19 protein-coding genes and 1 pseudogene are annotated in these 21,486 nt (G+C 49.1%); 4 read left to right on the top strand and 16 right to left on the bottom strand.

The genetic code is table 11. From position 1 onward, the window contains the following. Window positions 1–26: 26 nt before the first annotated feature. The 5 genes from HGT71_RS13985 to HGT71_RS13965 all read right to left on the bottom strand — a co-directional run bounded on the left by HGT71_RS13985 (window position 27) and on the right by HGT71_RS13965 (window position 7,007). Entirely contained in the window at window positions 27–1,280 is a 1,254-nt protein-coding gene (locus HGT71_RS13985) for an AGE family epimerase/isomerase (protein WP_214218307.1), read from the bottom strand. 27 nt (window positions 1,281–1,307) lie between these two features. Continuing rightward, window positions 1,308–2,183, bottom strand: coding sequence for an SDR family oxidoreductase (locus HGT71_RS13980; protein WP_048913501.1), 876 nt, complete (start codon window positions 2,181–2,183; stop codon window positions 1,308–1,310). 127 nt (window positions 2,184–2,310) lie between these two features. Further along, complete coding sequence (locus HGT71_RS13975; RefSeq protein WP_214218306.1) at window positions 2,311–4,710, bottom strand: membrane-bound PQQ-dependent dehydrogenase, glucose/quinate/shikimate family; 2,400 nt, start codon at window positions 4,708–4,710, stop codon at window positions 2,311–2,313. 147 nt (window positions 4,711–4,857) lie between these two features. Then, window positions 4,858–5,778 (bottom strand): 2-hydroxyacid dehydrogenase, encoded by a 921-nt coding sequence (locus HGT71_RS13970; RefSeq protein WP_214218305.1) that lies wholly within the window; start codon window positions 5,776–5,778, stop codon window positions 4,858–4,860. Between the two features lie 287 nt (window positions 5,779–6,065). Then, window positions 6,066–7,007 carry a DMT family transporter gene (locus HGT71_RS13965; protein WP_214218304.1) on the bottom strand — a complete coding sequence of 314 codons (942 nt, stop codon included), beginning with the start codon at window positions 7,005–7,007 and terminating at the stop codon, window positions 6,066–6,068. Window positions 7,008–7,185: 178 nt separating this feature from the next. Between HGT71_RS13965 and HGT71_RS13960 the strand changes: the two genes are divergently transcribed. Both HGT71_RS13960 and HGT71_RS13955 read left to right on the top strand, forming a co-directional pair. Next, window positions 7,186–8,049, top strand: a complete 864-nt coding sequence (locus HGT71_RS13960) for a helix-turn-helix domain-containing protein (protein ID WP_214218303.1) — start codon at window positions 7,186–7,188, stop codon at window positions 8,047–8,049. 183 nt (window positions 8,050–8,232) lie between these two features. Next, on the top strand, window positions 8,233–8,514 hold the full coding sequence (locus tag HGT71_RS13955) for a YdgH/BhsA/McbA family protein (RefSeq protein ID WP_214218302.1): 282 nt from the start codon (window positions 8,233–8,235) through the stop codon (window positions 8,512–8,514). A 63-nt stretch (window positions 8,515–8,577) separates the two neighbouring features. Here HGT71_RS13955 and mdtI read toward each other — a convergent pair whose 3' ends face one another. From mdtI to HGT71_RS13930, 5 genes are all read right to left on the bottom strand, one after another. Further along, window positions 8,578–8,913 (bottom strand): multidrug/spermidine efflux SMR transporter subunit MdtI, encoded by a 336-nt coding sequence (gene mdtI, locus HGT71_RS13950; RefSeq protein WP_048913694.1) that lies wholly within the window; start codon window positions 8,911–8,913, stop codon window positions 8,578–8,580. After that, window positions 8,910–9,263: a multidrug/spermidine efflux SMR transporter subunit MdtJ gene (gene mdtJ, locus HGT71_RS13945; RefSeq protein ID WP_048913695.1), complete on the bottom strand. Its 354-nt coding sequence runs from the start codon at window positions 9,261–9,263 to the stop codon at window positions 8,910–8,912. Before mdtJ ends, mdtI begins: the two co-directional genes overlap by 4 nt. Window positions 9,264–9,600: 337 nt before the next feature. Continuing rightward, a complete protein-coding gene (locus tag HGT71_RS13940; RefSeq protein ID WP_214218301.1) occupies window positions 9,601–9,912 on the bottom strand; it encodes a cupin in 312 nt (103 codons plus the stop codon). Next, a complete protein-coding gene (locus HGT71_RS13935; RefSeq protein WP_214218300.1) occupies window positions 9,893–10,450 on the bottom strand; it encodes an isochorismatase family protein in 558 nt (185 codons plus the stop codon). Before HGT71_RS13935 ends, HGT71_RS13940 begins: the two co-directional genes overlap by 20 nt. 4 nt (window positions 10,451–10,454) lie before the next feature. Beyond that, on the bottom strand, window positions 10,455–10,727 hold the full coding sequence (locus tag HGT71_RS13930) for a putative quinol monooxygenase (RefSeq protein WP_099822219.1): 273 nt from the start codon (window positions 10,725–10,727) through the stop codon (window positions 10,455–10,457). Between the two features lie 80 nt (window positions 10,728–10,807). Between HGT71_RS13930 and HGT71_RS13925 the strand changes: the two are divergent. Further along, window positions 10,808–11,446 (top strand): annotated as a pseudogene (locus HGT71_RS13925) (glutathione S-transferase family protein). On the opposite strand, the gene HGT71_RS13920 reads toward HGT71_RS13925, so the two are convergent. Then, on the bottom strand, window positions 11,435–11,857 hold the full coding sequence (locus HGT71_RS13920; protein ID WP_048913700.1) for a GNAT family N-acetyltransferase: 423 nt from the start codon (window positions 11,855–11,857) through the stop codon (window positions 11,435–11,437). The pseudogene HGT71_RS13925 and the gene HGT71_RS13920 sit on opposite strands and share 12 nt — an antisense overlap. Window positions 11,858–12,025: 168 nt before the next feature. Between HGT71_RS13920 and HGT71_RS13915 the strand changes: the two genes are divergently transcribed. Continuing rightward, window positions 12,026–13,486 carry a peptide MFS transporter gene (locus HGT71_RS13915; protein ID WP_244986534.1) on the top strand — a complete coding sequence of 487 codons (1,461 nt, stop codon included), beginning with the start codon at window positions 12,026–12,028 and terminating at the stop codon, window positions 13,484–13,486. A 46-nt stretch (window positions 13,487–13,532) separates the two neighbouring features. Here the strand turns inward: HGT71_RS13915 and HGT71_RS13910 are convergent, their stop codons facing one another. From HGT71_RS13910 to tssH, 5 genes are all read right to left on the bottom strand, one after another. Then, window positions 13,533–14,990, bottom strand: coding sequence for an MdtP family multidrug efflux transporter outer membrane subunit (locus HGT71_RS13910; protein WP_214218299.1), 1,458 nt, complete (start codon window positions 14,988–14,990; stop codon window positions 13,533–13,535). Then, the gene (locus HGT71_RS13905; protein WP_214218298.1) at window positions 14,980–16,899 is read right to left on the bottom strand and encodes an FUSC family protein; all 1,920 of its coding nucleotides are present in this window, start codon (window positions 16,897–16,899) and stop codon (window positions 14,980–14,982) included. The genes HGT71_RS13910 and HGT71_RS13905 overlap by 11 nt, the downstream gene beginning before the upstream one ends. Further along, window positions 16,896–17,936, bottom strand: coding sequence for a multidrug transporter subunit MdtN (gene mdtN, locus HGT71_RS13900; protein ID WP_214218297.1), 1,041 nt, complete (start codon window positions 17,934–17,936; stop codon window positions 16,896–16,898). Before mdtN ends, HGT71_RS13905 begins: the two co-directional genes overlap by 4 nt. A 6-nt stretch (window positions 17,937–17,942) precedes the next feature. Then, window positions 17,943–18,176, bottom strand: a complete 234-nt coding sequence (locus tag HGT71_RS13895; RefSeq protein WP_214218391.1) for a YtcA family lipoprotein — start codon at window positions 18,174–18,176, stop codon at window positions 17,943–17,945. A 383-nt stretch (window positions 18,177–18,559) separates the two neighbouring features. Beyond that, window positions 18,560–21,178 (bottom strand): type VI secretion system ATPase TssH, encoded by a 2,619-nt coding sequence (tssH, locus tag HGT71_RS13890; protein WP_214218296.1) that lies wholly within the window; start codon window positions 21,176–21,178, stop codon window positions 18,560–18,562. Window positions 21,179–21,486 lie beyond the last annotated feature (308 nt).

Below are 21,486 nucleotides of genomic sequence, written 5' to 3'. Positions count from 1 at the left end.
CCTACAACGGTTCAGGGCCTAAAGGCTTAACGTTGATGATGCCCGTGTTTAATGGACAATCCAATCATCGGTGTTAAAGGAAGACGAGAGATTTGAGTCAGCTGCCAAGCATGGTACAAATCAGGTTTTCCTGACCATATTTCAGTGGAAGGATGCTGCTGCGGATCCAACTCTTGCCACCAGCTACCATTTTGCGTATCGATCAGGTAGCAACCGATGTAGTCCCACAAACGCCGATACCACTCTTCATAGACCTGCTCTCCGGTACGCTTAAGTAGGCTTGCCGCAGTACCGCAGCTTTCTGCCAACGTCCAGTGGACACGGCTGTGAGCGACCGGTTTGCCTTCCCAATCATGGGTATAGACGATGCCAGGTGTCCCATCGACATGCCAGCCGTGGGCCATACCGGCGTGAAATAACCCCTTAGCATCGGTAAGCAACCACTCTGGAACCGGTTCCCCTGCAGCTTGCAATGCGGCCTCAAGATGCAGCAGAAGCCTCGCCCACTCACTAGCATGACCGGGTGTCACACCATAAGGATGGAAACTGTCAGTCGGTTTATCCTTATTGTAGTCGTGCCACTCTTGCCAATCTTCATGAAAGTGTTCAGCTAAGAAATAGTTATTGGCCGGAGCATGTTGATGGATCACTTTATCGACAATCGCCAGCGCGCGCGCGCGCCAAAGCGGATTTTCGGTAAAGTCCGCCAACTGCAGGAAAAGTTCGGTACAGTGCATATTGCTGTTACCGCCACGATAGGCTTCACGATCTTTCCAATCGCGGGTATAGCTTTCGCATAAGGCTTCTTCGTCGGCCATCCAGAAATGGGTTTCTAATGTCTCGACGGCCTGCTGATAAAGTTCGTCAGCCCGCGGGATCCCCGCCAAGCTGGCACTGCATCCGGCAAGCGTCACGAAGACATGCAGATAAGACGCTTTACGCTCATCCGCAACCTTTTCCGGCAGGGTACTCAACCAGCCACCGTGCTGAGTATCTTTCAACACACCAAGCAACGAATCCACGCCCCATTGCGCCAATTCAGCCGCCCCTGGCTCACCTTGCAGTGATGCTAAGGCGAAGCAGTGGGTCATGCGGGCGGTTTGCATGGTATCCGGTTGGCTCTCTTCCGCCTGATAGCCTTTGTCGTCGAGGGCAGTGAAACCGCCGCGTTCGCATCTAGCGCGCTTATAAAATGCCAGTAATTGTCGGCCTTGATCTTCCAACCAGTGGTGATGATATTCTTGGCTTAGCCAACTTTGACTAAATTGCGCAAATAACATAACAACACCTCATAAAGAAGTTAAGAATCAGCCACCTACCATGGTGCCACCGTTAGGATGGATCACTTGGCCGCTGATATAAGAAGAGTCTAAGCTTGCGAGGAAGACATAAATAGGACCGAGTTCAGACGGCTGCCCTGCACGTCCCATTGGCGTTTCATGGCCAAAGTTCTCTAGCAGTTCTGGGTTGTAATCGCCCAATGTCGCAGGCTGCAGCGGTGTCCAAACCGGACCTGGGGCCACGGCATTGACGCGGATCCCTTTGCCTGCAATTTGGTTAGATAGCGCGCGGGTAAAGCTGACAATCGCCCCTTTCGTCGCAGTATAATCAATCAGCATTTGCGGACCGATATAAGCATTAACTGAAGTGGTATTGATGATGCTGTCATCTTCCTTCAAGTGCGGGAGCGCTGCTTTAGTCAGGAAGAAGATACTATGAATATTGGTGTCAAAAGTGTTGAGCCATTGCTCGTCGCTTAACGTGGTAAGATCTTCGTTCGGGTATTGTGTTCCGGCATTGTTCACCAGCACGTTTAATTTACCGAAAGCTTCAACAACGTCGGCAATCAATTTACGGCAATTTTCGGCTTTACGTAAATCAACTGGGTAGATGGCGCACTGTTGCCCTTCTTGCTCGATTAAGGCTTTGATTGAACGCGCATCAGCCGCTTCATCTTCGTTATTCGGAAGATAAGTGATGGCGACATCAGCACCTTCGCGGGCAAAGTGAAGGGCGGCAGAACGGCCAATACCACTATCGCCGCCGGTGACTAATGCGACCTTTCCGGCCAGCTTGCCGCTACCGCGGTAATCTTCACGGATCATTTCCGCTTTAGGTGACAATTTAGCTTCAGAACCTGGTAATTTTTGTGATTGCGCGTGAATTTCAACTTTCTTGACCATTTGATAGCTCCGTTGTCAAATAAAATAGGCTTAGGTTAATAACTATAGTTGACGAAGATCACACTGGCCGGATGAATTGATGAAAACTTTTTATCAAGATGTAAACGGCCCCGCAGGGCCGTAACAATTAGTGGGTATCAGGAAGGCCGTAAGCGATGACATAATCGCCGACGTTTGTGCGCATAAAGTGGTGGCCACCAGCCATAATCACCAGATACTGCTTACCTCCAGCAGAATAGGTCATCGGCGTGGCTTGACCACCTGCTGGTAAGGTGTCGCTCCAGACTTCCTTACCGGTGCGGTTATCGAAGGCACGAATTTTATTATCCGTAGTTGCCGCGACAAAGGTTAAGCCACCCGCCGTAATGATCGGGCCACCGTTATTTGGCGTACCGACATTGATTGGCATATGGGTAGGAAGTCCAAATGGACCGTTCTTCTCACCACTCCCTAACGGGTGCTGCCATAACACTTTACGGGTATGCATATCGATTGCCGTAATCATGCCGTAAGGCGGTTCGTTACAGAGCATCTGCGTGCTATCTAAATAGAACGGCGAGACTTGAATCGCATACGGGGTATCAGCCATCGCACCGTTACCTTCTGCACCGCCGCCGCCAGGCTTATATTTAGGTGAGTCGATAGATTGCAGGCCTAACTTATCGGCTTTTTTACGGGTGATTAACTGGTCATACATTGGTGTATTATTCCAGTTAGCGATCAACACGCCATTTTGTGGGTTATAGGCCACACTGCCCCAGTCACTGCCACCATTGTATCCTGGGTATTCAATCCATGGCTTATCCAAGCTCGGTGGCGTAAATTCACCTTCGTAACGGGCTTGGCGGAACTTAATACGGCAGGCCAACTGATCAAACATCGTTAAGCCCCACATTTTACGCTCGCTCAGATCGGGCAGCCCAAGACGTGGCATCCCCACCGACCAAGGTTGTGTCGGCGCACGCGGGTCTTCTTTGACGACGGCTGCAGGGGCGGCTTTCTCTTCAACAGGTGTCAAAGGCTTACCCGTTTCGCGGTTCAGTACAAACGTTTGACCACGTTTAGTCGGTACAATTATCGCTGGAATTGTCGAACCATTAGGGCCAGGGAAATCGAAGAGTGTCGGTTGTGAACCCATGTCGTAATCCCACACATCTTTATGCACGGTCTGGAAGACCCAGCGGACGTCACCGGTTTTAACATCGATGGCAACGATGGATGAAGAGACCTTGTTCTCATTCGCCGAGCGCAATTTACTGTAGTAATCGGCGGCAGAGTTACCGGTTGGGACGTACACTAATCCTAAACGATTATCTCCTACCATTGTCGCCCAAGAGTTAGGCGTACCACGGCTATATTCTTTACCCGCTGCCGGTTCTTTATGGTCCGTAGGGTTATTCACATCCCACGCCCATTTGAACTGCCCGGTTTCTGCATCATAGCCGCGGATCACACCAGAAGGTGCCCAACGGCGTTGTCCATCCAGCACCTCGTGGTTAACAACGATGGTGCCATTAATAATAGGCACTGGCGCTGTCACGGCAACGAATCCTGGAACGGTATAGCCCAAACCTTTCAGTAAGTTAGTTTGTCCGTGTTCACCAAATCCTTGGCAAGATTGTCCCGTTTCACTGTCAACGGCCACTAGGCGTTCATCCAAGGTGCCGACGATAAGACGAGTGTGACAGGCTTGTCCAACAGGAGTTTGGGTCGAGGTATAGTAGGTCACCCCTTTACACGCGGCGGTATAAGGGATGCTCTCATATTTTACGCCAGTATTGTGCTCCCAGATTTTCTTACCGGTTTTGGCATCCAACTTGATGATGTTGTTGCGTGCCGAGCAAACATAGACGGCATCACCAACCTTGATCGGGGTATTTTCAGCCGCCCATTTGTTGACTTGTCCCGGCGCAGGAAGATCACCGGTACGATAAGTCCAAGCGCGTTTAAGCTGGCCTACGTTATCGGGGGTTATTTGGCTTAAAGGGGAGAAACGCGAGGCATCAGCATCTCGGCCATAATAGGTCCAGTCACTATCCGGTTGCTCCGCCTGCGAAGGGGTAGGCGTTTTAACCAAAGGTTGCTGAGGGAGTGCCTTACCTGAATGAAAGACATGGGTTGGCACAAATGCCATGCCAAAAGCGACAGCAAAGATCACCACAAAAATCCCGGCTAAACCGAAACTCAACTTATTCGAAGGTTGGCGTTGCAAGGCAGGTAAGCTTAAGGCTAAGAGAAAACCATAAACGGTGAGTAAGGATAAACGAGGTACCCATCCCCAATAATCCGCCCCACTTTCATGAATGGTCCAGAGAATGGTGGCAAGGTAGACGATAAAAAAGAGTATTGCGCCGGAGGATTTACGGCGAAAAAGCTGAATGGTACTGATCAGCAGGAAAATACCCGCAATTAAATAGTAGCAGGACCCTGATAGGGAGAGTAAGTACCCGCCCCCAGCTATCATGATGATGCTGGTGAGCAGCAGCAAGACAGACACGATCCTTAGTAATATCAATTTACCTTTCATGGCGATGACCTGTGCAAAAGAGTGAGAGAAAAAGCTGTCGTGTGAGCGCGAAGTTAAACAAATGTAAAGTTGTCTATGGAATTGTGAATGATAGAACTGACACGACAGTTTTTCCGCTCAAAAAAGGCCATTTTGAGCAAAAATTGATTAATAGCCCTGATGTAAATCGATCGCCCCGTCAATTTCACCCTGCCTAAACCAACGAGTTATTTGTGGCACGACCTGTGCCAAAACATGCTCGACTTGGGTTTTCCCCGCAATATGGGGGGTGATGCGGATTTGCGGCACTTGCCAGAGAGGATCCTCGTCACTTAAGGGTTCATTCTGGGTCACGTCTAGTGTTGCGCCCCGTATTTTCCCTGTTTGAATCAATTGAATCAGGTCCTCCTCAATCAGATGACCACCTCGAGCGACATTGATCAAGTAGCCATCGTCTTTGAGTAGAGAGAGATGGTGAAAGTTAAGGATCCCTCGTGTTTTATCGGTCAAAGGTAGCACACAGATCAGTATGCGTGACGCGCGTAAAAAATCCTCCAGCTGCTGCCCATCGTAGCAAGTCACACCAGGGATCGCTTTGCGGCTGTGGCTCCAGCCATTAACCGGATAATCAAACTGGCGCAAAGATTGAGCGATCTTCTCACCCAGTACTCCTAGCCCCATCACGCCAACCGGATAATCTTCACGATGATGGAGTAAGTTGTTTTGCCACCGATGTTGCTGGCGTTGTTGCTCGTATTGCGGAAACTCGCGATAAAATCGGATCACCGCCTCACAGCAGTATTCCGCTAATTGCACGGCCATCCCGCCATCTTTTACACGGATAATCGCAATATCGGCGGGTAAGTTGAGGGACAAGATAGCATCAACGCCAGCCCCCATATTAAAAATCACCTTAAGGTTTGGATGGGCATCGATAAAGGCTTGATCTGGCGCCCAAGTCAGCGCAACCGTCGCCCGTTCATCGTGGACAGGCCATACATTAAGGGTGGCTTCCGGTAATGCCGCCTTGAGAGGGGCTAGCCATAAATCCGTTTCAGCATGACGGCTGTAAAAAGCAATGGGGTACATAGAGTGTGCCTCCGTCAACAGTAGAGTTTTATTAATGTTATAATCGCTTATCAATTGTTAAAAAAGTCTAATTGAATTGATATCAATCAATCTCCTGTAAGCATCAGATATTGCTGCATTAACGAGCTATCTCTATAATTCGTTTCTGAGTCCTTATCGCCAATTAAAAATTATTGCGTAAGAGACCCTATACGTGCGTTGTCACGTGTTGGGTTATCCGCCTCACCAGGGCAAGAAGAGCGTTCTCTTCTACTGCAACAGCTAAAGCTGCTTATAACAGATAAGACTCAGGGAAGGTCGCTCCGTTTCCCTTCTATCGTTACAGACGCGAAGAGGGAACGGAGCCGGCTTTTTTTAATCTTATGTAGGGGAAAAAACATAATGAAATTTCCCAGTAAAATCACCCCCAGTCCTACTACCGCATGCAGATGCCACTGATATCCTTCGAAGCGGGTGGAAATAGCCAAAGCAACTAAGGGAAACAGTACCGTCGCATACGCCGCCTGCCCCGCTCCAATTCGTCCCACTAATAAATAATAAGCACCAAAGCCGATTACTGAGCCAAATAGCGCAAGATAGCCTAAAGCACCAAGATAAAGAGGTTGTGCCGGTAAAACAAAAGAATAGCCGAGTAGATAAGCGCCAGCACCGGCCACTGCCGCGCCGTAACACATCGCCCAACTGTTGGTCGTCAATATTGCTAAGCCCCGCCGCTGATGGCGAATGCTCAACATATTCCCCAGAGAGAAACCATAGGTTCCCAATAAGCTTAGTGCGATGCCCAAGCCTAAGGATGTCGAGAACTGTTTAGCCCCCCATTGATCGCTAAAGAGTATGGCAATACCGATAATTCCCAGCGCGGCGGCGGGCCAAAACCGCTTTACCGGCGTGGTGCGATAAAAAAGCGCTTGGTTGATGGCATTAAACAGGATTGCCATCGAAAAGATAACCGATTCTATTCCAGTGGTAATATGTGCTGCGGCGAGGTAAAAGCAGAAAAAATTAAGACTGAAGGCGCACAGCCCCTGTAAAAAGCAAAATCCATGATCTCGCCACGATAAGTGATTCTTACCTAACCGCCAGCGACTCATCACCAACAGTAGGCTACCGGCCAGCGCAAAACGCCAAAAAATCGAGACCAAGAGAGGGACCTCACCTTGCTGTAAGGCAATCGCAAACCACGTTGTGCCCCAAATCCCCACTACACATAAATATAATAATCCGTTCATCATCATCCTCACTCAGTTATCTGAGCCACTGTGCACTCAGCACAATTAAAATGCTGTCATCTACATGAGGATGATTTATATATTCTTGCGGTTTTTTGTTAGGCAGTGCAGCGAAAGACTAGTAATTCCCCCTATCGCTTCATACACTGCATTATTCCCTGATTATCTGGAGCGTTGCATGCATTATCAAACGTTCGACACCCTAAGTCAGCAGCGAGCGACCTTGCATCAGAAAGTTGCGCTGAATACAGGTATTCAGCTGGCCTCCTGGTCAAACCAGTGCGATCAAATCAAGGTGTTAAGTGATCACCATACCCTGAGTCTTTATACGCACGGTGGTTATCAAAGTTTTCAAAAACGCCACGGCGGTTGGCAGAATGGGGGAGGCCCGGATAAACTTTGTATCATGCCTAAAGACGTAGAGAGCCATTGGGATATCCGGGGGCCGTTGTCCTTTGTGCATCTCTATTGTACCCAGCAGCATCTTCGGCATATCGGCGAGCAGATTTGGGACCGTAGCCCAGCGGAATTGAGTCTGGTAGAAACCAGTTTTCAGCGTGATGACAGGGTGACTGCGCTGTATCGTCATTTTTTACTTAGCTACGATTGGCTGGATAATGCAAACCAGCTGGCACTCAGTTCAGCAAGCTCGCTATTATTAACCCATCTTATTCAACATTATAGTCAAGTCACATGGCGTCTACCGACGGTGACGGGGGGCTTATCGCCTTATGTGCTTCGTAATATTTGCGACTATATTGACGCCCATCTCGCCGAGCCTCTGACGCTAACGGTCTTAGCGCAACAGGCGGCGTTGAGTGAATACCACTTTGCGCGGATGTTTAGCGCCTCAATGTCCATTCCCCCTCACCACTATGTGATGCAGCGTCGTTTACAGCGAGCCAAACAGCTCCTTGCGACCCGTCAACACAGTATGACCGACATTGCCTATCAATGTGGTTTTAGTTCAGCGAGTCATTTAAGCCAACGATTTAAACGCGACACGGGCGTAACGCCAACTGTCTTTCGCCAACAGCGGTGAAAAATTCCTGACGTAGATCAAACCCTGTTGTGATTGAACTCACAAATACTTTACGAAAAATGCTAATTTTATCTCGATTATTACAACAGTTGTTTAATTATAAAGAATCATCTTATCTTGTTAATTGAGATAACGATGCAATGATGCTGGCCCATGTTTCTCTATCGAGAAGAAGGAAAAAAAATGAAAATAACACGTTCGATGCTTTTCGCAGGTTTGTTTGGTTTAATCTGCTTTGCTGCACAAGCTGCTCAAAATATCTCAAAAGAAGAAGTGAAACATTTCAAATTAACTAAAGTGGGATCCATCTCAGTAGCGGAAACCGGAGGTAGTATCTCTTCGCCTTCCGATTTGCATGAAGAGATCTCGAAACGTGCGGACGATAAAGGTGCCAAGTACTACGTGATCATTGCGGCGCGTGAGCACGGTCCAAACTTCGATGCCGTGGTCGATTTGTATAAATAAATAAGATAGGGGGGAGTATTCCCCCCTTTTTCGGTTAGTGGGCGTATTCTTGTAGGGTGAATCTTAGGCCAATTTTATGATCGCCATACCCAACAGTAGCAACAAGATCCCTATGCCGCCGATCCAGTTAAGCCGTTGACCGAATAAGATCCAGCCAAAAGCGATCGTCGCCAGAAGCCCCAATCCGCCCCATAAGGCATAGGCCACCGCTAAGTCTATTCCTTTTACAGCTTGTCCCAGCGCACTGAAAGCGGCCAATACCGCGATAAGTGACAATATGCCGTAGCCTTTTTTCTGAAAGCCATTGGAGAGTTTGAGTAAAACGTTAGCGATAATTTCGACGATCACCGCCAGTAACAACCATAAGCTATGTTGCCACTCAAGTAAGAAGGCGATCATTGCATCACTCCTTGTGCTTTAGGATCGGTTGAACGCGTCCCAATTTTGATCAAGGTGATCCCAAGGATCAACAGGACTAAACCGCAGAGTTTGCCGGCTGACAATGATTCATCGAATAGCCATAGGCTACATAAGGAGATTAAAATAATTCCCACACCTTCCCACATGGCGTAGGCCACCCCTAAGGCGATTTTTTTTATCGCAATCGACAAGGTGAGATAAGAACATCCAATCATTAATAACATAATGTAATAGCCACTGGCGGACCCACTGAGCGTGGACCACTTCATCGATAATGTTCCAGTGACTTCAAAAATAATGGCGAGTACTAATAGCATCCAATAAAACATGGTGATTCTTCCAAATCATGGTAAAGAGCCCCTGCACCGCAAGTGGGTGAGAGATAAGAGTCAAAAACGATTAGGAAGAGAGGAGCTAAAGCGCCGAGCGCCAGTGTTGATCACTCGCAGAGCTAGAGAAAAGGGATAGAAAAGTCGAACAAAAGAATCCTTCTTTTTGGATCGGCATACGCATAAAAATTACAATTTATCCGCGGGGTTGCTTCTCATCATCGCGGAAAAAATTTGTCCTCGGTAGTAGTGTTAGCATAATTCTGGCATAGCCATGGCAGTAAATCCCGCAGCTTTGCGAATCTTTACCCACCATTTTAGGGCTTAGAGACAGTAATTAGACTGAACCGGCTTTTTCTATGACTAAAATCCGCGCTTGCCCGCGGGGATGGGCGACATGTTCAGTGCCGACACTGGCATAAAAGATATCGCCGACCTCTAGCATCGCCGATTTTTCTTCCCCCGCCTCTCGGTAGAACATCTCAACACAGCCCTGCATCACGGCGAACACCTCTTGGCCATCATTGATATGCCATTTATAGGGTTGGTCGGTCCAATGTAATCGGACGGAAGTTCCATCAAAATCTGCAATATCAAGCGCTTGCCAAGCACGCTCCCCGGTAAAGCGACTACTCGACACTATTTTCATTTTCACTCCGCCACTGCGTTAGGCTGCTCAGGACCGCGAAATCCGCAGCAAGGAGGGCTAGGGTAGACTGCCATAATAATTCGGCGTTAAACGGCGTTCCCGCGAGGGCAAAACTGACCACCGCATCGTCGATAATTGTTACGCTTAACCCTAAGTCAGCCGCCGCCCGTACGGTCGAGTTGACACAAAAGCCTGCCACCGCCCCAATAACGGTGAGGTGTGAGATCCCTTCAGTCATCAAATGTGAATAAAGCCCGGTATGACTCAAAGCAGAAGAGCCGTGTTTAATAAAAAATTTTTCATTTGGTAGCGGTTGGAAGCCCTCAAGCGGCATGGCTGCCGCCTGATCAGGATGCAAGGTCCCAGTCGTGTCGAGGTCGTGATGATAGATATGGATAACCGGGCGCTGCTGCTGTCGATAAGCACTGAGTATCGATAGCCCATTCTCAATCGCTTGGTGAGGAAATGTGTCGACACCTTGATCGATACGCTGTTGGACAAATTGCTGCATATCAATGATTAAAAGCGCATTAGCCATAGTCCTACCCCTCACTCATCTTGTAATCCCTGACGATACCGGCGGTCTTACGGCCCCATTCTGAACCGGCGACACGTTGCTGATGCAAAGCGAACGCAGTGTTATCCGTAAAGGATTCGTCGACCCGCCAGACCAAGGGGTCGGCGGTTTGGGTAACAGAAAAAGATAAACATCCTGCCTCAGCACGCGACAGCTGCTGGTGTTCAGGAAGATAGTGGCTGACAGTTTGCGACTCTTCGGGTGTGCGACAACGTAAAAAACCACTCAATGTAATCATCAGTTTTCCTTTACCTCCGGCCATGAAGCTTCTACGTTAAGAGATAATGGGTAAAAAGGCTATAGCTCTGGAGGCTTATTATGTTGCAAGTATGGGGAAGAGAAACCTCTTCAAATGTCCAAGCCGTTATGTGGTGTATCGGGGAATTGGGGCTAGACTATCAACGTTATGATTTCGGCCACCACTTCGGTGGACTGGACTCTGACGCGTTCTATCAGCTGAATCCCAATCGTACCATCCCGGTGTTACAGGACGATGACCATGCTCCGCTATGGGAAAGTGGGGCAATTCTCCGCTATTTAGCCAGTCGTTATGCCCCAGAGACGTTTTGGCCTGAAGAAATTTTTGCTCGCTGCGAAGTGGATCGCTGGGCAGAATGGGCAAAAGTCAGTGTTGTATCACTCTTCACGCAACCTATTTTTTGGCAACTCGTTCGTACCCCCGCTGACGAGCGTGATCTGCCCGCGATTACGCGAGCAATTGATCGGTTTGAGAGTAAATTAGCCATCGCCGACTAACAGCTAAATCAACATCCCTTTTTAGCCGGTGAGCATTTTAGCCTAGCCGATATTCAATTAGGCCACCTTCTCTACCGTTATTATCAGTTGGGGATTGCTCAGCAACCTTTCCCTGCGCTCAACGCGTACTACCAGCGCCTTACCCAACGGCCGGCTTATCAACGTCACGTGATGGTCAGTTATCAATCGCTACGCGTTTAAGTCTTTACGTAAGTAATGGCGTTGCATGCCGACCTTAGGGAAATCTTCCAGCGTCATTACTGTTTGATAACCACTTTTTGTATAGAATAGAGGGGCTTGAAAGCTAAAGGTATCGACTAAGCTTAGTTGGCATCCTAACTGTTTCGCGTGGCTTTCCGCTTGCTGTAATAACCGTCCTCCCACTCCCTGCCCCCTTACTGACTCATCCACCCATAAATAATCAATGCATAACCACTGGCCTTTGATCGAGGCATTCAATCCCCCTAGCATCACTCCCTGCGCATCACGGCAATATACCCCGAAATGCCCCACCTCTTGAGGGGGAAGAAATGTGTGATTGTAACGACGTAACCCAACAAATAGCTCTTGCTGGTCGGTAATATTTAGCGTTGGCGTCAGAATATATTGCATCGTTGATCCTCACTTTTCGACGACGGTAATAAAAAATTACAGTTAAAGCCTCTGATATAACTTATTTACAGCGTTTTTTATTCTTTTAATAGTTGTTTGCACGATCAAAAACTGGCAATTTTCCTAATCAGCTTTTGGTCAAAACGAAATTAGCGTTAAGGGGTTAGGTTGGACGTTACACTTCAAAAACAGAATAAAATTGCGGGAGCAAATATTCTTTGCTTCATACAGATGTTTTCCACCATGGGATTTGCAGTACTCTATTCTTCGCTGGTACTTTACGCCACCAAAAAATTAGGCTTCAGCGAATACTCGGCTAACGCCATTATGGGGATCTTTGGTGCCTTTAATTATGGACTCCATTTATTCGGCGGCTACCTGGGTGGCAGATTTCTCAGTAACCGTAATCTCTTTGTTCTCGGTATGGTATTACAGGTCATCGGTTGTTATCTGTTATCGAGCGCGCAGATAGACGGCCTCTATTGGGGACTCGCACTCTTTTTAACCGGTAGTGGTCTAAATGTTACCTGTATAAATATGATGCTGACCCAAAGGTTTACCCCCAATGACCCGCGTCGCGAATCGGCTTTTCTGTGGAATTATGCGGGGATGAATCTGGGCTTTTTTATGGGCTTCACCGCTGCCGGCTATTTTCAATTGAGCCTGGATTATCACGCCCTATTTTTATTTGCCACCCTCGGTAATCTTATTGCTATCGTGCTCACTGGTATATTCTGGCGTCATCTGGCCGACCTTAATACGCCGCTGAGTCAAGCTTCAGGACCGAAGATGCGCCAACGCCTGGCAATAGGCTGTGTGATCTTATTACTGCTGCTTCCCGTGGTAAAAGTGATGCTGACCCACTCGGAAGTAAGTAGTTACTTCGTTCTAGGCCTAGGCACCTTAGTTCTTGCAGCCCTCTGTATTATTACAGGCCGACATAAGATTGCCGCGGAACGTTCACGAATGATTGCCTACCTCATCCTTACCCTCGGGTCTTTGGTCTTTTGGTCACTGTATCAACTTGCCCCGATGGGACTGATGCTGTTTGCCGAAAATAATCTTAATTTACAGCTATTTGGCTGGCATATCGCCCCGCAGTGGATACAAGATATTAATACGCTGGTGATTGTCTTAGGTGGCCCGCTGCTTGCCCTACTGTTTAAACGGCTGCGCGCGCAGGGCATCACGATTGATATCCCCAGTCAATTTGCTGCCTCACTGCTGTTTATGGGTGCAGGTATGTTAGTACTTCCTATCGGGATTGGCCTTGCCAGTGCTAATGGCTTAGTCGATTTTCAATGGATATTTTGGAGTTACTTACTGCAAAGTATTGGCGAATTACTGATCTCGCCGATAGGCTACGCGATGATTGGTCGTCTGGCTCCGCAGCAATACCAAGGCTTTTTGATGGGGACTTGGATGATGATTTCCGGTGTTGCTTCTATCCTTGCTGGCTATTTATCGCAAGCGATGCCGACCGCACAGGGTTCCACCCCTCTATTAACTAATCCCGGCTATAGCCATTTATTTATCTTACTGGCCATCGCCTCGGGATTAACGGCAGTAGTGCTGATGCTCTTAATCCCGTTATTACGCCGGTTAATTGGGCCAGTACAAGCCAATTAATCACCTCAGAACATCCCTTGGCGACCCTAGGTCGACCAAGGGTTCACTAGGGCTTCACGCCTAGAATTTCAGGCTGTTCGGCCCGATACCCGCCCCCTAGTGCTTTAATTAAGAGCAGATCACAACTTAACTGCTGGGCATCCAGATCAACCAATAATAATTGCTGGGTTAAGGTCGCTCGCTGCGCCTCTTGTGCCAGATAAAGACTGGTTAATCCCCGATGATAATGCGCCTGCGCGCTGTCGGTTGTCAGCTGGGCAGCGGCAACTTTCTGTTGCTGTAACGCGACTTGTTGGTTGAGATCATTCAATTGCTGCGAGGTAATCGCCACATCCCTGACGGCATTTAATACCGCCTGATTGTACTGTTTAATAAGAATATTACTGGCGGTACGGGTTGAACGGAGTGCCGCATTTAACCGTCCCCCATCAAACAGCGGTAAATAGAGCCCAGGTAACAGATTAAATTGTTGGAAAGAGCTCTTAAACAGGTCGCCGATACTCAGCGCGTTGTAGCCCCAAAAAGCTTTGATATCAATATGGGGATAAAATGCCGCTTTCGCTGCATCCACACGGCTTAACGAGGCTTGGACGGTGTGGCTCATCGCCTGTAAATCGGGCCTACGCGCCAACAGATCGAAAGAGAGCGATGCGGGTAAGCTTTGCTGTAGCTGTGGCCAAGGTTGCGGCGCGATGACTAACTTCTGCTGAGCCGTCATCCCCGTGAGTGCACGTAGGTTTTCGCGATCCTGCATAATCGCGGTCTGTGCAGCAATACGTTGCTGCTGAGCGCTATACCACTCCGCTTGCGCCGAGGCGATATTTACTTGGTCCTCAAGGCCGCGCGCTGCGCGCTGCTGATGGGCATTGAGCGAAAACGCGGCAATCGCTTCCTGCTGCGTGAATAACGCCACGCGCCGGTAATTCGCTTGGAGAGAGAAGTAAAGCTGCGCAATACTGGAGGCCAAATCTAATTGTATCCCTGCTGTCTGCGCCAGTTGCGCGTTCTGCTCGCCCATGGCAGCCGCGACGCCAGCCCGATTCGCTCCCCATAAATCGATATTTAGATCCGCGCCCACGCCTACCGTACTGAGGGTGTACCAAGGACCTCGTTTATCGGTAGGTAACGAGATCGAATAAGGCCATGTCGTTTGCCGATTGTTCACCCTCATAGTATTCTGTGCGGCTATGCCGGTGGCCTGAAGGCCTAATGTCGATTGGGCGACTTCAACCGATGATTGCGACTGTTGAATGCGTAATTTAGCGGCTTGGAAAGTCGGCGAATTCGCCAACCCCAACACAATCAGGCTGGAGAGCTGCGGGTCGTGATAAGCTTCCCACCACCGCGCTTGCGGCCACTGACTATTTGCCAGATGGATAACTTGAGAGAGTTGCGCCTGCTGTGCCGGTAACTGTTCGACCTGCGGCGGTTCATCATGAATTAGGGCGCAGCCGCTCAGTAGCAGACTCCCAAGCGTTAATAAGAATCCTTTGTTAAGCGCCATCTCTAACTTCCTGCGTGGTGTGAAAAGCAGTGAGGCAGCATAAAGCCTGCTCCAGTGCTGGGGCATAAGGGTTATGCGCCGTAGGGGCGGCAATCGTCTGAACAGGATACTCTCCCCCATGGGCAAGATAGTGGGCATAGGCCTCTAACCAGGTTGCCGTATCCTTTAAAAAAGGATCCTCATTGTCTGCATAATAGCGATAACCCGTGGTTAACAAGGCTAGCTGTTGAGCAAGTGCGAGGCTCTGGTTAATCGGCCACCGTGCAGCTTCTTGATAGGGATGGGTAGTACTCGCCAAGGGTTCCGCGCGCAGCCGAGTCGCCAGCGCGGTAGCCTGCTGCAGGGAGTCATAAATCGGTAGTGGCGTGGCCTGTTGGCTAGGGTGAGCTAAATAGCGCGCCACCTGCCGATAGAGCCTAGCGATATTTTCCCGTAACCGCGGGGCGTCACTATCTGGCCATAAGTAAAGATAGATAATAGAGGCGATAACCACCCCCAACACAATCCCAATCATTCGATCGCGTAATTCCGTCAGATTACTCATCGGACTAAAGCCGGACAGAAAAAGCAGCGCAAAGGTGAAGCCTAATTGTATTCCGGCATAAGCAATACGTTCGCTCCCCGCCGCCAGCCAAGCCGATAGCGCGAAAATCGGTAAACACATTAAGAGCAGCCCGACAATAGTGTCGAGATGGGGCTGAATAAAGACCATACAGCCTACCGCCGCCACCGCCGCCGCAAACGCGCCAACAATACGTAAGCCCGCTTTCTGATAGGTCGCGCCTAATCCCTGCTGTGCGACGATAACACAACTGAGCATGATGGTGTGTACCCCTTGCCATGCTGTCGCGGTGTAGAACAGGTAACACAGTAGGCTCGCCAATAAAGTCTTCAACGCAAACTGCAAATAGACCGGATTACGCCAAGCATCTGGAGCCATTAAAGGCGGCTTGTCGATCTCGCCAGGCGGCGCGGCAATAGATTGTCCGTCAGTCAGGCAATGACATAGTCTCGTCATTTCAACGAGTAATGGGTCTCTGGCCACTATGGTTAGGCTACTGGGGGGCGATAATTGTCGCTGACGCGTGCGCTCGGCCAGTTGACGGAAGTAGTGAGCAAGCATGGTAGCGTGGGTCGGATCATTTTTCTCAGGATTGAGTCGATAGGATTCCGATAACTCTACGCATCGTATAGCCATATTTGATAGTGAGCGCCAACTTTCTTTATTCTTCTGGAAGTCACTGTTAGTCAAACTGGCGAGCGTCAATAATGTCTGAATTTGGCTAAGATGCTCCGCGATAAGCGTGCCTGCCTGCCCCTTGAGAGACTGGGTTGGTTGTAGTCTGTCAGCCGCCTGCTCATAAAGGTCAGCTACCTGCTGAGCAAACTGGTAGTGGGGGTACGCCTGTATAAAGCAAGCATTCACTAACACTGTAACCCCAATGGCCACAACCATAGACATCCATAACCATAGAATAAGCCGCACGATAATTTCGCTTTCACCGGTCATCGAGGGGAAGGTTTGCGCGTAGATAAGGACCAAGGCGACGACAAAGAAGGCTAACCCCAGCTTACCCAGTACCCGCATAAAAAACATCGCCCAGAAAAAGAGAAAGAGCGAAGCCACTAAACGGATTAAGGGATAATCGTAAGTGTACTTAATAATCAGCAGCATCCCACCCAGTGCGAACAGCGCAACCACAATAAAACCGAGGCCTATTCCTGCGGTGAGCACAACATTCTTTTGTGTGACATAAAAAACGACGATGATCGCGACGGCTAAAAAGGGTATCTGTAAACTGAGAAAGAGTAAGGTCATGATCAGGCAGGAAAGGGTCAGCCGCAACGCGGCATGACAACGTTCACTCGAAACCTGACTGGCTTGGGCTAACCATGACCGGGGGCTCATGGCTGAGAAGCCCCGATTTTTAGTGTTGCCGTCGCCGAGGCCCCTAGGCGAAACAGGCGAGGATCGGCATCTGTTACAGCAATTTTTACTGGGAAGCGTTGTGACACATGCACCCAATTAATACTCTTTTGGATAACGGGTAAGCCTTCAATCACACTATCGCCACTCGCGAGCACCCCTGCCCCCACGGAATCGACACGTCCTGAAAAGACGCGCTGGTGATCGGTCATCACGCGAAGCGTTGCCGCCGTGCCGGGATGGATATCATTGAGATCAGTTTCTCTAAAATTAGCCACCACATACCAGTGGTCGCTATCAATCAGTGTGAAAATCGGCTTAATCGCCGAGGCAAATTGACCCGTCGTGGTTTTTAACGCTACCACTGTGCCAGAGAAGGGAGCCCTCACCTCGGTCAGTTCAAGGTTAATGGTCGCTAAGGCAATCTGTGCCAGCGCCCCTTCACGTTGTGCCACCAGCGCATCCACCCCTGATACCGCGGCCGTCGCTTGTTTAGCTTGGAGTAAGGTGGCATTAAGCTCTGCCCGCGCAGCTTTTTCAGCGGTACGCGCTTGGTCCAGTTCCTCTTGTGAAGCAAACCCCTGCGGGACGAGCGGTTCCAGTCGCTGACGTGAGGAGGTTGTCTGCTGGACTAAGGCTTGTGCCCTGGCAACCGCAGCGCTGACAGACTGAGCATTATATTCTTGGGCTTTAACCGTTCGCCCGGTGAGACGAATTTGGGCATCTAAGGACGCTAATCGCGACTGTGCATCGACGAGCATTGCCCGGTATTGCCTATCATCAATTTTAAACAGTAGATCGCCCTTTTTGACCTTCTGATTATCTTTAATAGGCATTTCCACAATTTGGCCACTCACTTCCGGCACGACTTCAATGGTATCCGCATAGACATAAGCATCATTGGTTTGCGGCGAGGTTTGTAAAGTGGCAATCACGCCAATTAGCGCCACAATCGCTAGGCAGACAACCACTAACAGTGGCCATTTTCGTCGAATAAGAGGGGTATTCGATGTTGTCATGAAGACTCAACCCATAAAGAAAAGTAGCCATACTATGACGGCATAGATAAACATTAAGGCCAGATAACTGATGACCAACGGAGAAAATGGGCGTAGCCACCCTTGGCGAGCGAAAAGGAGATGAGTCGGGATCAATAATAACGCGCCCGCCAAGCTACAAAACAGCCAAGCAGGAAACGCCGCACCCAACACAGGGATAGAGGGCGAGAGCGTGCAGCCAGTCAGTAACCCAGCCAGCATTAAGAGCAGGGGCTTTTTCCATTGATAACGCTGCCACACAATCGTTACTCCCTTAACCCTTAAGAGGATTGATTGTTAACTTTTTTTGCTGAGATTGGAAGTAAAAGCGCGACAGATTAGGATGAGAATAGCTAACAAATAAAAATTAATGCCAACGCGTAACCGGCTGAGTAGCAGAAAGCACGCAGCCTATATTATTCAGAAAAAGTCACATATATAAAATTATAATTAAAACATTGAGAGAATAGAGCCATTAATAATAGCTCTATTTTAAAACTCTTCCTAATTTATTCAATATAATATAACCCTCGAAAATAATTCCAAATGTTATAACCTGTGGGTGACGAGAGTGTTTTTATAAGATAACTTAACGGCTCAATTTATTATTGCGATCGAAAAAACCGACAACGGAACTCGCCCTGTTCAACACTAAGGTGTAACGATTGGTATTGTTGCTCATCGCGGCTTGCGATCAGTAACTTCTGACTGATTTGAGGTAATAAGGTATTGGTGAGGATCGCATCGACCATCCTTCCCCCAGACTCCACTTCTGTACAACGTTGGACGATTTGCGTGATAACACTATCGTCGATATCGGTCACGATATGGTGATTGTCCAGTAAACGTCGTTGAATACGGGCTAATTGTAAGCGGACGATCTCGCCGAGCATCTGATCGCTCAATGGATAATAAGGCACCACCAATAACCGACCTAATAATGCAGGCGGGAAGACCTGTAAGAGTGGGCCGCGTAAAGCGGTGGCAAGTGTCTCTGCATCAGGTAACAGATCCGGATCGGCACACATTCCGCTGACGAGGTCCGTTCCAACATTGGAGGTCAGAATAATCAGCGTATTACGAAAATCAATATGGCGTCCTTCACCGTCTTCCATCCAACCTTTATCAAACACTTGGAAGAAGATTTCGTGGACATCAGGGTGCGCCTTTTCAATTTCATCGAGCAACACCACGCTATAAGGGCGTCGGCGAACCGCCTCGGTTAAGACGCCACCCTCTCCATACCCAACATAACCAGGAGGCGCACCTTTTAAGGTCGATACGGTGTGGGCTTCTTGGAACTCACTCATATTAAGGGTAATGACATTTTGCTCACCACCATAGAGAGATTCCGCTAATGCCAAGGCGGTTTCCGTTTTTCCGACACCGGATGGCCCGCACAACATAAAGACCCCCACGGGTTTGTTCGGGTCATCAAGACGCGCTCGTGAAGTTCGAACACGTTTGGCAATCAGATCGAGACCATGGCGTTGGCCAATGACCCGTTGATTGAGGGTATCTGCGAGAGTTAATACCGCATCAATTTCATTTTTAACCATCCGCCCCAACGGGATACCGGTCCAATCTGACACAACGGCCGCCACAACGTTTTCATCGACAGCGGCAAACAGTAGGGGATCTTCCCCCTGTAGCTCGGTCAATTGTTGCTGTGTCGCCAGTAATTGCTCGCGGATCTCGGGGAGCGCCTCAGAGTTGGCTTGGTGAAGCTGCGCCCGTTGTGCGATAAGCTGGCTCACTAATGCTTTCTCTTGCTGCCAACGCGACGCTAACGCTTCGCATTCCGTTTGCTGAGCCACGCGCGCACATTCTAGCTGCTCGACGCGCTGATCATCCCCGAGTGCCACACGGGCCTCTCGCTTTACAATCTCGATCTCGACTTCAAGCGCCGCGATATGTTGGCGACAGTCGTCGAGTTGTGCGGGAGGGGCACTCTGGCTGACCGCGACGCGAGCGCAGGCTGTATCCAATAAGGCAATCGCTTTATCGGGAAGTTGACGCGCAGGAATATAACGATGAGAGAGTTTCACCGCTGCGCTGACCGCTTCATCCAATAGCAGGACTTGGTGGTGTTTTTCTAGCGGTGATACCGTGCTACGTAGCATCAGAACCGCTTTATTTTCATCCGGTTCAGGGACTTGAATCGGTTGGAAACGGCGCGTCAAGGCGGGATCTTTCTCAATATATTTTTTATACTCTGCCCACGTGGTGGCGCCAATCGTCCGCAGCTGGCCTCGTGCCAATGCAGGTTTAAGCAAATTGGCTGCGTCGCCCGTACCTTGCTGCCCCCCTGCGCCAACGAGGGTATGAATCTCGTCAATAAAAAGAATGATCGGTGTTGGACTGGATTGCACTTCGTTGATCAACGATTGTAAACGTGCCTCGAACTCCCCCTTCATCCCAGCGCCAGCTTGTAATAAGCCGATATCGATCAGCCATAACTGGACATTTTGTAAAGGTTCCGGCACCTCGCCTGCTGCGATACGGCGTGCAAAGTCCTCCACTACTGCCGTCTTCCCCACGCCAGCCTCACCGGTCAGTAGCGGATTATTTTGCCGACGTCGCATTAAAATATCGATCAGTTGACGGATCTCTTCATCGCGTCCGACAACCGGATCGATCTTCCCGTCTCGTGCATGCTGAGTCATATCTTGGCCATACTGAGCCAAGGTCTGGGAGGCTGTGGGGACACCCTGTGGCGTCTCTACCTCGACAGAAGCCTGCTGAGCTTCTTTACTCTGCGACAGTAGGGTCGTGAACTGCTCACTTAACAGTTCCAGATTAATACGGGTGAATTGAGGCGATATCCCCTTTAGAACGGTGGCGAGATTCCATGTTTTTAGGATCCCAATAAGTAAATGCCCGGTCCGCAAACGATTCACGCCAAATTTAAGCGATCCTATCACCCAGGCCCGTTCTACCGCGCTATCGATATGCTCTGACAAATCAGAGACAGAGCTGGCGCCACGCGGTAATGCATCCAATGCGGCAATAATATCGCGGGTCAGCGCGGCCTCATCTAATGCAAAGTGCTGAATGATATACTGTAGGTCGCCTTCTTGCTGCTGCATCAGTTGATGTATCCAATGCACCAACTCTACGTAAGGATTACCACGCAACTTACAAAATGCCGTCGCACTCTCTAACGAGGAAAAGAGTAAGGGTTCCAGTTTGCCGAAAAGAACGGCTCGACTAATTTCTGACATGTTCAGTTCCATTGATAAGATTAATCGTTTATTAAGGGTGGCTAGGATGCCATTCGAGGAGATGAGCAAAGTGAACCGTCAGTCTATCCGCCATCGAGAGTAAAGAGTCGATAATAAAAATCAATAATCCAATTTATTATTCCGTGGAGTGAGTCTTTCACTATGACCTTATTTATTCAAAAATATGAATAATCCCTCACCTATTCAATCCCTGCTTTACACTACTGATATTTTTAGTCCTTTAATAAGTTGACATAGCGATTAACTCGCCTCAATAGGAAATATTTCATAGGGAATAAATATAAAAA

The organism is Rosenbergiella epipactidis (genome assembly GCF_018494055.1).
In the GTDB taxonomy this organism is placed as follows: domain Bacteria; phylum Pseudomonadota; class Gammaproteobacteria; order Enterobacterales; family Enterobacteriaceae; genus Rosenbergiella; species Rosenbergiella epipactidis.
Note: the sequence above shows the minus strand (reverse complement) of the source record. Positions and strands in the feature narration are given on the sequence as shown.

Excerpts from the sequence above, each read along its gene's own strand:
- HGT71_RS13985 (WP_214218307.1), bottom strand. The coding sequence starts at position 1,280 with ATGTTATTTGCGCAATTTAGTCAAAGTTGGCTAAGCCAAGAATATCAT.
- HGT71_RS13980 (WP_048913501.1), bottom strand. The coding sequence starts at position 2,183 with ATGGTCAAGAAAGTTGAAATTCACGCGCAATCACAAAAATTACCAGGT.
- HGT71_RS13975 (WP_214218306.1), bottom strand. The coding sequence starts at position 4,710 with ATGAAAGGTAAATTGATATTACTAAGGATCGTGTCTGTCTTGCTGCTG.
- HGT71_RS13970 (WP_214218305.1), bottom strand. The coding sequence starts at position 5,778 with ATGTACCCCATTGCTTTTTACAGCCGTCATGCTGAAACGGATTTATGG.
- HGT71_RS13965 (WP_214218304.1), bottom strand. The coding sequence starts at position 7,007 with ATGAACGGATTATTATATTTATGTGTAGTGGGGATTTGGGGCACAACG.
- HGT71_RS13960 (WP_214218303.1), top strand. The coding sequence starts at position 7,186 with ATGCATTATCAAACGTTCGACACCCTAAGTCAGCAGCGAGCGACCTTG.
- HGT71_RS13955 (WP_214218302.1), top strand. The coding sequence starts at position 8,233 with ATGAAAATAACACGTTCGATGCTTTTCGCAGGTTTGTTTGGTTTAATC.
- mdtI (WP_048913694.1), bottom strand. The coding sequence starts at position 8,913 with ATGATCGCCTTCTTACTTGAGTGGCAACATAGCTTATGGTTGTTACTG.
- mdtJ (WP_048913695.1), bottom strand. The coding sequence starts at position 9,263 with ATGTTTTATTGGATGCTATTAGTACTCGCCATTATTTTTGAAGTCACT.
- HGT71_RS13940 (WP_214218301.1), bottom strand. The coding sequence starts at position 9,912 with ATGAAAATAGTGTCGAGTAGTCGCTTTACCGGGGAGCGTGCTTGGCAA.
- HGT71_RS13935 (WP_214218300.1), bottom strand. The coding sequence starts at position 10,450 with ATGGCTAATGCGCTTTTAATCATTGATATGCAGCAATTTGTCCAACAG.
- HGT71_RS13930 (WP_099822219.1), bottom strand. The coding sequence starts at position 10,727 with ATGATTACATTGAGTGGTTTTTTACGTTGTCGCACACCCGAAGAGTCG.
- HGT71_RS13920 (WP_048913700.1), bottom strand. The coding sequence starts at position 11,857 with ATGCAATATATTCTGACGCCAACGCTAAATATTACCGACCAGCAAGAG.
- HGT71_RS13910 (WP_214218299.1), bottom strand. The coding sequence starts at position 14,990 with ATGGCGCTTAACAAAGGATTCTTATTAACGCTTGGGAGTCTGCTACTG.
- HGT71_RS13905 (WP_214218298.1), bottom strand. The coding sequence starts at position 16,899 with ATGAGCCCCCGGTCATGGTTAGCCCAAGCCAGTCAGGTTTCGAGTGAA.
- mdtN (WP_214218297.1), bottom strand. The coding sequence starts at position 17,936 with ATGACAACATCGAATACCCCTCTTATTCGACGAAAATGGCCACTGTTA.
- HGT71_RS13895 (WP_214218391.1), bottom strand. The coding sequence starts at position 18,176 with ATGCTGGCTGGGTTACTGACTGGCTGCACGCTCTCGCCCTCTATCCCT.
- tssH (WP_214218296.1), bottom strand. The coding sequence starts at position 21,178 with ATGTCAGAAATTAGTCGAGCCGTTCTTTTCGGCAAACTGGAACCCTTA.